The organism is Halococcus morrhuae DSM 1307, assembly GCF_000336695.1.
GTDB classification, from domain to species: domain Archaea; phylum Halobacteriota; class Halobacteria; order Halobacteriales; family Halococcaceae; genus Halococcus; species Halococcus morrhuae.
Genome location: NZ_AOMC01000111.1, coordinates 1 through 13,873, shown reverse-complemented (window position 1 = coordinate 13,873; position 13,873 = coordinate 1). Strand labels below are relative to the sequence as shown.

At 65.1% G+C, this 13,873-nt stretch carries 11 protein-coding genes and 1 tRNA gene; 3 read left to right on the top strand and 9 right to left on the bottom strand.

Annotation, left to right across the window (positions count from 1 at the left end; translation table 11 throughout):
- The coding region (locus C448_RS09075; protein ID WP_049916210.1) for a transcription initiation factor IIB at positions 1–611 on the top strand (611 nt) is incomplete at its 5' end.
- 2 nt (positions 612–613) lie between these two features.
- Here the strand turns inward: C448_RS09075 and C448_RS09070 are convergent.
- The 4 genes from C448_RS09070 to C448_RS09055 all read right to left on the bottom strand — a co-directional run bounded on the left by C448_RS09070 (position 614) and on the right by C448_RS09055 (position 8,518).
- Positions 614–6,217: an LAGLIDADG family homing endonuclease gene (locus C448_RS09070; RefSeq protein ID WP_004054063.1), complete on the bottom strand. Its 5,604-nt coding sequence runs from the start codon at positions 6,215–6,217 to the stop codon at positions 614–616.
- A 58-nt stretch (positions 6,218–6,275) separates the two neighbouring features.
- Positions 6,276–7,826, bottom strand: a complete 1,551-nt coding sequence (locus C448_RS09065; RefSeq protein WP_004054062.1) for a sulfatase family protein — start codon at positions 7,824–7,826, stop codon at positions 6,276–6,278.
- 163 nt (positions 7,827–7,989) lie between these two features.
- Entirely contained in the window at positions 7,990–8,409 is a 420-nt protein-coding gene (locus tag C448_RS09060; protein WP_004054061.1) for a group I intron-associated PD-(D/E)XK endonuclease, read from the bottom strand.
- Between the two features lie 36 nt (positions 8,410–8,445).
- Positions 8,446–8,518 (bottom strand) — tRNA-Pro (locus C448_RS09055).
- 126 nt (positions 8,519–8,644) lie between these two features.
- On the opposite strand from C448_RS09055, the gene C448_RS09050 reads away from it, so the two are divergent.
- Positions 8,645–8,920: a pro-sigmaK processing inhibitor BofA family protein gene (locus C448_RS09050; RefSeq protein WP_004054060.1), complete on the top strand. Its 276-nt coding sequence runs from the start codon at positions 8,645–8,647 to the stop codon at positions 8,918–8,920.
- Here the strand turns inward: C448_RS09050 and C448_RS09045 are convergent.
- Complete coding sequence (locus C448_RS09045; RefSeq protein WP_004054059.1) at positions 8,917–10,974, bottom strand: DEAD/DEAH box helicase; 2,058 nt, start codon at positions 10,972–10,974, stop codon at positions 8,917–8,919. The two genes, C448_RS09050 and C448_RS09045, sit on opposite strands and share 4 nt — an antisense overlap.
- Positions 10,975–11,014: 40 nt before the next feature.
- Positions 11,015–11,389: a cupin domain-containing protein gene (locus C448_RS09040; protein WP_004054058.1), complete on the bottom strand. Its 375-nt coding sequence runs from the start codon at positions 11,387–11,389 to the stop codon at positions 11,015–11,017.
- Between the two features lie 76 nt (positions 11,390–11,465).
- Here C448_RS09040 and C448_RS09035 point away from each other — a divergent pair, with 76 nt between their 5' ends.
- Complete coding sequence (locus C448_RS09035) at positions 11,466–12,650, top strand: CBS domain-containing protein (RefSeq protein ID WP_004054057.1); 1,185 nt, start codon at positions 11,466–11,468, stop codon at positions 12,648–12,650.
- Here C448_RS09035 and C448_RS09030 read toward each other — a convergent pair.
- The 3 genes from C448_RS09030 to C448_RS16985 form a co-directional block, all read right to left on the bottom strand.
- A complete protein-coding gene (locus C448_RS09030) occupies positions 12,647–13,372 on the bottom strand; it encodes a competence/damage-inducible protein A (RefSeq protein ID WP_004054056.1) in 726 nt (241 codons plus the stop codon). The genes C448_RS09035 and C448_RS09030 overlap by 4 nt on opposite strands.
- Before the next feature lie 69 nt (positions 13,373–13,441).
- The gene (locus C448_RS15555) at positions 13,442–13,690 is read right to left on the bottom strand and encodes an HNH endonuclease (RefSeq protein WP_004054055.1); all 249 of its coding nucleotides are present in this window, start codon (positions 13,688–13,690) and stop codon (positions 13,442–13,444) included.
- Positions 13,608–13,873 (bottom strand): hypothetical protein (locus C448_RS16985; RefSeq protein ID WP_004054054.1); only part of this gene is annotated, 266 nt, incomplete at its 5' end. The genes C448_RS15555 and C448_RS16985, both read right to left, overlap by 83 nt.

Sequence of the window (13,873 nt, the reverse complement as noted above, 5' to 3'; positions counted from 1 at the left end):
GTCTGTTCGCGCGACTGCGCCGCCAGCACAATCGTGCACGGATCTCCTCGCGCGCCGAGCGCAACCGCGTCTACGGGTTCACCGAGGTACGGCGGATGGTCGGCGCGCTCGGTCTCCCGGACTCGATCCGCGACCGTGCCTGCGTGCTCTTCGAATCCGCACAGAACGAGGACCTGCTACGCGGGCGCTCGCTCGAAGGGTTCGCCGCCGCGGCCGTCTACGCCGTCTGTCGCACCGACGCCCTCTCACGTACGCTCGCCGAGATCGGCGCGGTCGCCAAAGCCACACGCGACGAGCTCACCGCCGCCTACGACGCCCTGAACCGCGAACTCGGCCTGCCGACCGGTCCGATCGATCCCGAGGAGTACCTCGCGCGGTTCGCGAACCAGCTTGAACTCCCGAACGGGATCGAGCGCAGGGCACGCGCGCTCGTCGAGAAGAGCCACGAGCTCGGGCTGACCAACGGGCGCAATCCGAGCGGCGTCGCCGCGGCCTGTCTCTACACCGCCGCAACCGAGCACGATCACGCACTCACACAGCAGTCGGCCGCCGATGTCGCCGGCGTGACGTCGGTGACGCTCCGGACGACCTACTACGATCTGCGCGAGTGAACTTACGTCGTCCGCAGGTGGTCGGTCTGTGGCTCGTACACCTCGCCCTGTCGTCTGAGCTTTTCGATTTCGTGTTCGGCCTGCGAGCGCTCCATGCCCGTCTCCTCGGCGCGATCGAGCACCTCCTCGACCGGCGCACCCGAATCGTACTCGTTTTCGAGTTCGCCGATGAGCGCCTTCATGTTTTTCACGCGGTCGCGCTGTGTTTTCGACTGGCCGGTCTCGACGATGTCGGCGTCGAACTCGCCGGTCTCGGGATCGACGCCGATGTCCTTGAGACACGAGCGGACGATCTCGATGACGCGCTCGGCGTCCTCCAATTCCACCGTGTCGGCGAGTCGAACCCGTGCGGAGGCCTCGCCTAGCCTGACGAGCGCCTCCAGCTTTCTGGCAGTCACCGGCACGGGTGCGTCGTCGTCGGAGCCCTCCGCCCGGAGATCGACGTAGAAATCGCTGATCGCCTCTTTGGCCTCCTCGGTCATCGTCGGGTAGCAGTTGCGCTGGGCGTAGGCGATGTACTTCCGGAGGAGGTCGGGTTCGATCGCCGGGGCGACGGTGTCGGTGACGGCGTCGACCTCCGATTGGCTGACGTTCGCCGCGGTCTGCTCGGTCCGCTGGGTGTTGAGCTCGCCCGCGTAGTTCGTCCGCAGGATGTGCTCGGCGAGATCCTTGTCACGCTCGGGATCCGGATCGTCGGTGACGGTGAAGATGAGATCGAACCGCGAGATGAGCGCCGGCTCCAGGTCGATCTGCTCGCCGATGGATTCGTACTGGTCGAACCGTCCATACTTGGGGTTCGCCGCACCCAACAGCGAACACCTCGATTTGAGCGTGGCGTTGATCCCCGCCTTCGAGACCGAGATCGTCTGCTGTTCGAGCGCCTCGTGCATTGCCGAGCGGTCCTCGGAGTTGTGCACTACCATGCCGTTGGCGACGAAGTTGTGGGTTCCGTCGACCGTGAGGTCGTACACCTTGGGTTCGCCGCTCGTCTCGATCGCATCCAGCAAGCGCTCGGCTTCACTGCGAACGGCCCGAATTCGGTCGAATGCGGCTGCTTCGACCGCCGAAAACCGATCCGTCTCGACGACCCCATTGAACCAGCGCGAGACGGTCGAAGCGGCGACGTCGAGATCGTCGGCGAGGTCGGCGAACGAAATCCCGTGACGATCGAGAGCGTTCCGGAGGGCGTCCCACGTACCCCCGGACGGCTCGGTCGCCAACAGCTCGTGGGCCGTCTCGACGCTGTCCGTGGCCGAGCAGCCGAGCAGATCGGCGAGTTCGCCGCGCAACAGCCGCGTCCTGTCCGTTTTGGTGTCGGCAGCCGTGGTTTCGACCGCGGCGACGCGCCGCCACTGCACGTCGCCGCGAACCAGCGATCGGAACGCTTCCAGATCGGTGTCGGCGACCGACGCGACGAGGTCGGACAGTCGATCCGTCACGACGGTTCGGAGCCAGTCGCTGTCGCCCCACTCGCGGGAGATTTCCTGTTGGGTGTACGCGGTGCCCGCTGCGAGTTCGGCCTGGGAGACGTGATAGCGCTCCGTGATCGCGGCGAGGCTCCTCCAATCACAATCGCCGGTTAGCCGTTCGACGGCGACGTTGGCGTCGGATTTGCGCTCCTCGAACGAGTCGAGGACGGTGCGAGCCAACCGGAGCGAGACGTTTGCGTCGCCGTTTTCGAAGCTGCAGTAGGTGGCGTCGACCAGCCCGCATTCCGATTGGTGAAGTCGAAGCGAGTCCCGAAGGTCGGCGAGCACGTCACCATAGTCCGGTAGCACGTCGATGATGGTCCGATCGCCCGACGCCGCCGCACGGACCGATTCCAGCGCGGACTGCTTGCGATCGAGCGTGAACCCGACGTGCCGGTCGAACGCATCGATCGAGTCCGCGGCCGTGATGGCGAGTACGTACAGATCCCGCCCGGGATCGCGCTGGCGCGTATGGATCTGGCTCGTCACCGAGAACTCCAGCAGCAGGCTCTTGACCCCCAGCAGCAGCTCGTAGCTCGACGAGGCGATCCTCACGTTCCCGGTGTGCGTGTCGACGGTGCCCTCGCTGTCGGCCAGCGCCCTGACGAACGCGGCCTTCGTGGCGGGCGGGGCGTCCGTGACGCCCTCTGGGAACGCCTTCTCGTCGTATGTTTCGAGGTTCATCCCGGCATCGAGGACCGCATCGGCGTACTCGCGACCGATGACCCGAACGGTCTCGACGCCGTCGGCACGCTGCTCGCTCGGTGGGCGCACCGGCTGCGCGTCGAACGCCGCACGTGACACCCGTTCGAAATCCGCCAGTAGCTCCGCCTCGCTGTTGGTGAAACGGATGCCGTACACGCCCGCATCGCGGTCGTAGTAGACGTTGCCGTCGCCGGAGAGATAGCCAAGCACCGCACCGAGGGCCGGCGACGTCCCCGTCCGTTCGCCCCCTGATCGAGGTGTCACGGCGACGGCTCCGCCGTCGGTCGCCGGTTGAGGGAGCCGACGCGGAACGTACACCCAATCGCCGGCGTCGAGATCGGCCGCCGGTTTCTCGACACGCTCGCCGCCCTCGAACACGAAGAACGGGTGGTCGTCCGTGGCCGTGAGCTCCTCGCCCGACTCGGTGCGAACCGTCGTCAGTTCGTCCGGGGCGTCGTACTCGTGGATGGCCGTCACCGGACGATCGACGAGCTGCCCGTCATCGGTCATCGTCCACGCGTCGAGATCCACGTCCCGTATCGTCCGACCGTTCGAGTGATGCTCGATCGTCCCCTGCTCGCCCGCCTCGCGTGCGAGATCACGGATGCGCGAGATGCGCCCATCGCCGAGATGAACGAGCGTCTCACCGGTCACACACCGCATTTTATCCAGTTCGTCGACGGCCGCGATTCCCTGGTCGGCGAGCACGAGCGCACCGGCTTCGAGCGTCCACTGCTGACCTTCGCCGAAGTCGTCACGCACCGCGGCCGCCGTCAGCCCGGCGCTCGACGATCCCTTCCCGGAGGTGTACACTGACCGTGGAGCGATATTTCTGATATACTGCAGCATGACGGAGTTGTGCGAGACGATACCGTTCGTGACGTAGTTGTGGGTGTCCGCGACTTCGAGATCGTACACCCAATCGTCGTCGGGTTCGATCTCTTCGATGGCGTCGATCCGATCCCACGCGACATCGCTCTCGGCGAGAGCACGGAGCGCACGGACATCGTCCTCGACGCGCAGCGCCGCATCGATACGACGCAGAACGACGTCTTTCGCGTCCCCTGTTCGCCCGCCATCGGGGACGACTCCGTCCTGCTCGTAGTAGCTCACGGCAGTTTGCGTCACGCCGATACCGTTCGCCAACTCCTGCTGTGAGACGTTCAACTCGTCCCGAACGGCTTCGACATCCGTCCAGTCGCCGTTTTCGATGCGCTCCCGTGTTTCGGCGAGCCACCGGAGCCGTTCCTCGAACGCACTGACGACTGCACCGAGGCGTTCGCGACTCGGGTTTCGATCGCCGCGTTCGTAGTGTTGGTACGTACTCCTCGGGACACCACAGTCGAACTGTGAGAGTGCGAGCCGTCGCCTGATCCGCTGGAGGGTATCGCCGACATCCGGCACGACGGTGTTCGGATTGGATTGCGTCGCAGCGAACGCCGCTGCCGCAGCGGATTTCCGTTCGGTGACGAACCCGACCGACTCACAGTAGCGCTCGAACTGCAGGCCGCTGATCCGAAGGCGATAGCTGCCGTTCGTTCGTGGCTCGATCGTCGCCACGATACCGAGCGAGAGCAGCAGACTCCGAACGCCCTCCAACAGCCGTTTGCTCATCGACGCAACGGAGAGTTCGCGCTGGTTCGCGGAAACGTGTCCCTCACCCTCGATATACGCTTTCAGGAACGAGGACGTGATGGCAGGGCTCGAACGCATCACCGCCTCCGGAACCCGCTGCTCGGCGGACCGTTCGAGGAGTGCGGGTTCGAGCTGTTCGAGAAAACTGACGAGTTCGCTGGCCGTACAGCGGACGAGTTTCGCGGTCTCGTCCGGTCGACCGCTGGATTCGGTGTAGTTCACCCCGAGTCGTTCGAATGCGGTCGCGACATCGTCGAGAACTTCCTGATCGTTGTTCGTGATTCGTACCGAGCCGGCGTTGTCGTCGTGCAGACGGACATCGCCCTCCGCAACGATGTAGCCGATCAGCCGCGCGAGCGACGGCGTCCATTCGTCCGGCGGATCGAGGCGCACTGCATTGTACGACTTCGACCGACGATAGTCGACATCGAGCGTATCGTCGGGTTCGGTCGGAAGCGTCCGTGGCGTGGCGACGAACGTCCCTTCGCGCAACGCTTCGGCTTGCACCGGTTCGAACCGACCGCCGGACTGGACGAACAGCGGATGTGACGGGGGGAGTTCGATCTCCTTCCCGCTGGACAGCCGTACGCGATACATTATTTCCGGAGCCTCGCGCTTCCAGACTTTCGTCGCTCGCTGCTGTTCGATGCCGCCATCCTGCCCCAGCGACGGCAGCGCGAAGTCGACCTCCTGATAGACGCCATCGTCGATCGGAACGGGATCGTCCAGACGCTCCTCGACGATGGCCCGGATCGGCCGTTCCGTCCCATCCGCGAGCGTAACGAGCGTATCACCGTCGACGCATTTCCCCGTCCCCGGGTCGCCGATGAGGAGCATGTGGAGGTCGCCACGGATGCGCGAACCGTCCGGGAGATGTTTGGCCACGCCGGAGAAGAGCTGGAGGATCATCGCGAGTTTGGCCTCCTCGTAGCCGTAGATCGAGGGTGCGATCGAGCCGACCATCTGCTCGTAGATGTCGTCCTCGGTCGAGAGCTCGACGATGGCGCGCTTGTCCGCCTCGGAGATGTCCATGTCCTCGAACTGCTCGTCCTCGATCTCGACGGCGACGCCGTCCATGAACAGATCGAACATCGGCGAGGCGTCCCTCCCGGACTCCTGTTGGTCGAGATGGAGCACGCCGGTGACGCGAACGTGATCGCCCGCCGTCACGTCGCCGGTGATGTCGTCCTCGATGTGGACGTCGATGTTCTGTGGGGTTTCGCCACCGCGCAGTCCCTCGGGACTCTCCTGAACACGGATCTTCTGCGCGTCGACGAACTCCGACTGGTCGAAGTTGATGTCGAACGGTCCCTGCCGCTCGCAGCCCTGACATTCGTGGGGTTCCTGAAAGTCGCCGCCGGTCTGTGGGATGCGAGTAAGGGTGCCACAGCGCTGGCACTCGAAGGCCGCCTCGGTGATCTTGGGTCTGACGTCCGTGGCCTTCCTGACGATGCCCTGCACCGCGAGCAGCTGGCCACGGTGGCGCGCCCGGATCTCGCGGATCTCGGTCGGTTCGTCAAGCCCCCGGATGCGGACGTGCGCGCGTCCGAGACCCACGTCGACGGGGAGATCGTAGAGCCGCAGCGCCTCCTCTGCATACTCCTGGAGCTGGTCGGGTTGGGAACGGTAGTCGTCGGCGAGATCCGAATCGAACCGGTAGAGATCGCCCCAGTCGATGAACAGCGATCGGCGTTCGTTCGGATACTGCTGGGCGAGCTCCCCGATCTCGTTGCGGTAGTAGTTGCGGTAGAACTCCTCGAAATCGTCGATCAGATCGGCGTTCTCCGCACGAGCCATTGGCGATGGATAGTGTGCTTTCGCTCAAGAACCTTCGCAACGCGCAGTGAAAGTGGAATCAGCCGTTCCCTTGCGAACTGAACTCGTCGGGGATCGTCTTCGGTTCGTTCGGCGGCCGTTTGCGGTCGTTGCTGTTGCGGCGGTCGCGCTGGAGCGGGATCGGCGTGCCACCGTTGGATTCGATCCAGTCGAACAGTCGGTCGTGCATCGCATCGCGGCGGTCGCGGTTGTCGTTCCCGTCGATGAGGTTCTGCTGTTCCAGCGGGTCGGCGCGGAGATCGTACAGTTCGTTCCGCACGGGGCCGTAGTACCAGATATACTTGTATCGGCCGCGGCGCACCCCGAACATGGTCGGATGCTTCGGAACGCCGCCCCAGTACGACTCGTAGAACGGCCCCGGACGCCCCGAGAGTTGTTCGCCGACGAGCGCCGGCAGGAACGACCGGCCGCTCACGTGCCCCGGGATCGATTGCCCGGCCGCGTCGAGGAACGTCGGCGCGAAATCGACGTTCGATATCTGCGCGTTCACCGTCGTTCCGGGATCGATCATCCCCGGTGCGTACGCGAGCAACGGCACGCGGACCGAGCTCTCGTAGGCGGTCTGTTTGCCGACCAGTCCGTGCTCGCCGAGCGTGTAGCCGTTGTCGCTCGTGTACAGCAACAGTGTCGAGTCGGCCATCCCCGACTCGTCGAGTTCGTCCATCACCGCCCCGATGCTGTCGTCGAGCGCCAGCAGCGTCTCGCTGTACCGTCGGTAGAGTTCGTCGAAGTCGAATCGCCCGCCGAAGAGGTAGTTCACGCCACGGACGCCGTTGCGCTGTCGGCGCACCCAGTCGGGCTTGCCGGCGTAGGCCTGCTTCGTGTTGGCCATCGTTTGCGGATATTCGATGGGCACGTTCGAATACCGACCGCGATGACGCGGTGCGGGCCGAAACCACGCGTGGGCAGCCTTGTGCGAGAGAAACAGGAAAAAGGGCTTGTCGCCGTCACGGCTATCGAGCCAGTCGCGGGCGTACTCGGTCAGAATATCGGTGATGTACCCCGTGCGCTTGACCCGGTTGCCGTCGACGTTCAGTATCGGATCGAAATACCGGCCCTGGCCCTCGAAGCTGACCCAGCGGTCGAATCCGGGGCGTGGCGTCGCGCTGTCGAGCTGGTAGGTGTGCCACTTGCCGATGTAAGCCGTCTCGTAGCCCGCATCTTCGAGATACCGGTGGAAGAAGCGAACGTGGTCGGTCTTCGAATGCTGGTTGTCGACGATGCCGTGCTCGTGGGCGTACTGGCCGGTGAGGACGGACGCACGCGAGGGTGCACACAGCGGCGTCCCGACCGATGCGTTCCGGAGATGCGCGCCCTGCGCGGCCATGCGATCCATGTTCGGCGTCTCCAGGAAATCGGGCGTTCCCGGCGCGTCCATGAAGCTCATGAAGTCGTACCGGTGGTCGTCGCTGTGGATGAACACGACGTTGGGATGCCCCTCGTCGCCCCCGGAGAGCAGGTCGGTGTTCGAGCCACAGCCGCTGAGCAGCCCCGCCGTCCCGAGCCCGCCGAGCGCCTTCATCGCGTGTCGACGACGGACCCCGGCGGTATCGCTCTTTGAGTCGGTCATGAATCGGGTGGGGCGGAGCGAGACGATGGCTGTGAAGACGGCGATGCCATTGAACGTCGCACTATCTGCACGGAGATACCCCTGCCGGCCACTTATTCGTTGAGGCCAACGAGGCCTGGCTACCGGTGGCGATTCGGCGAGAAGTGGAAATCGCACGGATGGGCTACCCCGGCGGCCAGCTGGCGTCGAACTCGTACTCTCCGGCCCAGTTGATGCTCGATTTCACCTGTTTTGGCTCCTCGACACGCAGGCGGATCGAACTGTCGAACCCGTCCTCGTTGATCCAGTACATCGTCTCCAGTTCGTGGCAGTATGCAATGAAATAATCGACGTCCGCGCTGTCGTACAGCTTGTCGGTGTTGCCGGTCGAATTGGTATGCTGGCTGTGTCCTTTGACCCGTATCGTCCCGTCGTTGAGCCAACCGGTTTTGATCTGTGTCCGGAGCAATCCTCCGCGTGGCGTCTCGACGACGATGTCGTACCGCTCGTTGTCGCCGAACGGAATCGAAACGGGAACCTCTCGTTTCGTTAACTCGGCGATAACGATGGCTTCGGTGAGATCGCCCTTTCGGTGCGTTTCCATCCCGACGAAATGGCGTCGCTATCGAGGATAAAACGATGGGACCGCGCGGATTTGAACCGCGGTCACGAGCACCCAAGGCTCGGAGTATACCAGGCTAACCCACGGTCCCGCACACGATCTAATGGACGCCGGCGAATAAACCCTTGCGTTTCCCAGTCGGGGAGCGATCGAAATCGCACGCACGTCCACGGACGGAGTACGGAAGGCCTATATCGCGCTCGTGCGAGGGTCGCGCATGGTCACGGGACTCGAACTCGCGGTTCTTGCGGTCGCGCTCGTCCTGCTTCTCGGGGCCGCGCGCATTCTGCGGGCGGTTCGGCCGCTCGTCGTCAACGCGGTCGTCGGCCTGCTCGTCTTCCTCGCCGCCAGCTGGTTCGGCATCGGCGTCGAGGTCAACTGGCTCACGCTTGCGGTCGTCGCCATCGGCGGGCTGCCGGGCGCGGTGCTCGTCGTCCTGCTGTCGGTGTTCGGGCTCGCGTTCACGCCCGACCTCGTCGCCCCGCTCGTCTAGCTCTCCTCGTCGCGCAGTTCGATCTCGGCCACCGTGTCGTAGGGGTCCTTCCCCTTGCGAATCCCGTCGAGCATCGTGAACGCCGCCTCGGGTTCGAGGAAGTGTCGCGTCACCGCTCGGCCCAGCGGGGTGGGCGAGAGCCCGTCGATGAAGTCGTAGTCGAGGAGTTTGCCGACCGCGTGTTTCATCGGCACGTCGCCGACCATCCGCTCGGTCAGCGCCTTCGCGCCCCCGCCCGCCACGGTGACGTTCGCCAGCACCTCCTCGACGGCGCTCGTTTCGTCGTAACGCATCGCCACGGGCTCCATCTCGCCCTTGAGCAGTCGGAAGGCCGTCTCGTCCTCCGAGCCGGGCATGCTCGAATGATAGCTGCCGTCGGGTTCGACGAGGACGTAGACGACGCCACGGTCGTGGTAGTCCGGCCGTCCAGCACGGCCGAGCATCTGGTGGAACTCCTGGACGGTGAGCCACTCGATGCCCATCGCCAGCGAGTCGAAGAGCACCTGCGAGGCCGGAAAGTCGACGCCAGCCGCGAGCGCGGCGGTCGTCACCACTGCGGCGAGGTCCTGGTTCGCGAACTGGCGCTCGACGGATTTGCGCCGCGAGTAGTCCAGCCCGGCGTGGTAGGCCGCGGCGTCGTACTCCAATTTCCGGGCGAGCTGGTGACAGCGCCGACGCGAGTTGGTGAAGATGATCGTCTGGCCGCGATAGCCCTGCGAGGATTTCCGGTCGAACTCCCGTCGCACCAGTTTGTTCGCCACGCGCGCTTTCTCCTGGCCATCGGCGAAGGTGACGTGGCGCTCGATCGGCACGGGCCGCTCCTCGAACTCGACGAGGTTCGCCCGGAGCTTTGTCGCCAGCCAGCCCGGATTGCCGACCGTCGCCGAGAGGTAGAGCCACTGTGTGCCTGCGTTCGTCCCGTTGCCGCCCGCATTCCCGTTGCGGTTCTCACAGTAGCCCTTCAGCCGGGCGATGAGGCCGTCGAGGCGGTGGCCGCGGTCGTCGTCCTCCAGGGTGTGGACCTCGTCGATGACGACGGTGCCGATATCGCCGAGATCCTGGCCCACCCGGAGCGCGTGGTCGATCCCCTCGTAGGTGCCGACCACGATGTCGGCGTCGGGATCGAACCGCTCGCCGTCGTCCCGGACGCGGCTCGCGCCGACCCGGATCGTGACATTGGCGAGATGACCGTACTCGTCCCTGAAGTCCTCGTATTTCTGGTTCGCGAGCGCCACCAGCGGGACGAGAAAGAGCATCTTCCCCTCGCCGTTGAGCAGGCGATCGAGACCCGCCATCTCGCCGATCAGCGTCTTGCCGGTGGCGGTGGCGCTCACCACGAGCTGATCGTCGCCGTCGAGCGCGCCGTTCTGGACGGCGAGACTCTGCACGGGCAGAAGGGACTCGAAGCGGTCGTCGAGCAGGCTCTGCATGCCGGGGTGGAGACCGAGCGAGCCGACCGGGACCGGGTCCACGGCTTCGGTCGTGGCGCTCATCTCGTCGAACTTCGTGAGGTCGGGATCGAGCTGGCCCGACAGCAGGTTCTTCACCCGTTCGAGATCCTGGACGTCGAGCAGCAGTTCCTGGAGCCGGTCGGCGGCGGTGCTGGAGACGTCGTGATGGGCGAGCTCCGCGTCGAGTTCGCGGCGCGCGCAGTCCGGGCAGATCTGCTCGCCATCGGCTTCGATCGCCGTCTCGCTCGTGACCGGCGAGTAGCGCCCGGCGCTCGCGCAGTACCGACAGGTCCGGACCGTCTTCGCGTCGAGCTGGTAGCCGTCGAGCATCCGCTCGATCCGCTCGCGCTGTGATCGCCCCGTCTGTTGGGAGATTCGGATGCGGTCGGCACGCCGTGCGAGCTCGACGAACCGATCGGGGCGAAGCGGCTCCTCGCCCGACTCGTGTCGCCGGGCGAACTTCGCGGGTCGCGGCCCGGCGTCGGTCGCCCCGAGCGTGAGGCGCGCCGACAGCGAGCGCTCGCCGTCGTTCGAGACGGCAACGAGATAGTCGTCGCCGACGCCGTGGACGAACAGCGTCCCGACTGCGACCTGCTGTGACACTATCCGTGACGAGGCGAGCCGGCTATTTCAGTCACTCGCACTACTCTTCGAGCTCGATGGCGTCGTCGCCGTTGGGCACCGCACAGATGAACGCGCCCTCCTGCTCGCCCTCGTTGCGATACCAGTGGACGACGCCGGCGGGGATCAACAGCGAATCACCGGCGCTCACCGTGTGCTCCTCGTCCCCGATACCGACCGTGTATTCGCCCGAGAGAACGTACTGTTCGTGTTCGACCTCGTTGGTGTGTTTCGGGACGTCGCCACCGGCCGCGAGCGTGAATCGTCGGATGGCGAAGTTCGGCGCACCGCGCGCCTCGTCGACGAGAACTCCTTTTTCGAGACCGTCGGCCGCATCGACCGGCTCGTACTCGATCCCGTCGGCCCGACGCAGCAGTGCCTCCGTCCGTTGGCTCATATCGTTCGTCGGGCCGCCACCGGGGTAAACCCGCCGGCTGGGATGGGCTTAAGGGACTACCCGCCGTAGTCGAGCCATGCCAAGCTTCCGGGTCGGTTCTATCGCGGGCATCCCCATCAAGCTCGGACTCTCCTTTCTGCTCGTGCTCCCGCTGCTCGCGTGGCTCATCGCCTCACAGGTCGGCCAGCTCGTGATGCTGATGAACACCACGTTCGGGACGGCGCTTCCGGGCGCGGCGCTGTCGGCGGGGACGATGCCCTATATCCTCGGCCTCGCCGCCGCCCTCGGCCTGTTCGCGGGCGTCATCCTCCACGAGCTCGGCCACTCGGTCGTGGCGATGCGCTTCGGCTACGACATCGACGCGATCACGCTCTGGTTTCTCGGTGGCATCGCCCAGATGGCCGAGATGCCCGAGGACTGGCGTCAGGAGTTCGCCGTCGCCGTCGCCGGACCCGTCGTCAGCGTCATCCTCGGGATCGTCTCTCTCGGTGCCTTCCTCGTCGTTCCGGAGGGGCTGCCGGGCGTGCGCTTCGTGATCGCCTATCTCGCGCTGTTGAACATCGCACTCGCGGCGTTCAATCTCCTCCCGGGCTTCCCGATGGACGGCGGGCGCGTGCTGCGCGCGCTGCTCGCACGCAATCGCACGCATGCCCGCGCCACGCAGATCGCCGCCGAGGTCGGCAAGGGGTTCGCCTTCCTGCTCGCGCTCGTCGGCCTGTTCGCCGGGGCGATCTTCTACGTCGCCATCGCCTTCTTCATCTACATCAGCGCCGCGGGCGAGGCCCAGCAGGCGGTGACGAAGGCCGCCCTCCAGGGTGTGGTCGTCGAACGAGTGATGACGCCAGCCGAAGAGATCGACGCCGTCACGCCCGAGACGAGCGTCGCCGATCTCGTCGATCGGATGCTCACCGAGCGCCACACGGGCTATCCCGTGCTCGACGGGGGCGAACTCGTCGGGATGGTCACGCTCTCGGACGCGCAGACCGTCCGCGAGGTCGAACGCGACGCCTATCGCGTCGGCGAAGTGATGAGCCAAGACCTCTACACGGTTCCCGAAGACAGCGACGCGATGGACGCGCTCTCGACGATGCAGTCGAACGGCGTCGGCCGGCTCCCCGTGCTCGACATCCGCGGTGAGTTCATCGGTCTCGTCTCCCGAACGGATCTGATGACGGCGCTGACGATCCTCCAGTCGAGCGGGATGGAGGCGACGACCGACACCGCCACCCAATCGCCGCGCTCGCCCGACGAATCGTTCTAACTGTCGGGTTCCGGTATCGTCTCGACGCGCGCACGCAACCACTCGGCCGCCGCGTCGAGCTCGTCGTCGCTCTCGCCGACGAGTTTGAGCCGGTTGTGGCCCGCCGAGCGATCGGGATAGCAGCCCACACTCACGTCGAAGCGCTCCTCGGTGGTGGTGAGATCGGGGATCAGATCGGCCTCCGGCGTTTCGGTGTAGAACATCCGCGAGCGCACGTCGCCCCCAAATGCCTCCGCGACGCTCTCGTACATCGCCTTCATCTCCTCGGGGATACCGGGCAGGACGTAGACGTTCTCGATCAGACAGCCGGGCGCGAGGCCGGGTTCGTTCAGCAGCGCCCGACTACCCTCTGGGACCGACGCCTCGGCGTCGATATCGATGTTGATCTCACGATAGCTCTCGCGGAGGGCCGCGACGCGCTTCGCGACCGACTCGCGTGCGCGCTCGTCAACCGCGAGCGACCGATCGAAGGCGTCCGCAACGGCGTCCATCGTCCGATCGTCGGGTGTGCCGCCCAGTCCGCCGGTGACGATGACCGCATCGAACGCGTCGGAGTACTCCGCGACTTTGCGGGCGATGAGCGCGCGGTCGTCGGGGATGACGAGCACCCGCGCGACGGTCGCCCCGCGGTCGGTGAGTCGGTCGGCGAGCCACGTCGCGTTCGAGTTCGCGGTATCGCCAGAAAGCAGTTCGTCGCCGATGGTGAGTAGTGCGACGTCCATTGAGGAGGAAGGGTGAGCGGACGGATAGCCCTTCGTTGTTAGCTTCTGGGGTATGGGGCCACGCGGAGATCAATCCGCAATCAACGATCGAAGCACCGTTTTCGATATCTTCCCGAACTCTGCTTTGCGGTGGCATGCGATACAGAGGGATGCGACGTTTTCGAGGAAGTGTGCGTCTGCTTTCTCGTGAGCATCTGATTCCGCAAACGTCCGAACAGGTACGATGTGATGGACATCAGGGTTGCGTCCGAGTTCCTCCTTCGTTCTCGAACAGCGGACACAGGCGTAGTCGTCGCGCTCCAGCGCTCGTTTCCGCACGCGACGCCATCCCGTTCCGTACGACTCGTTGCCACCACCCTTCCAGTTTCAGTCGATCACATTGAGTTAGAGCAAGCATCTGCTTGAGGAAGATGTGGACCAACCCCAAGCAGACAACGAGATAGAGGAAGAGCACCTGCTTAATTTTGTCGTCAACAGTCTTGACGAGGAACTTGCAATACA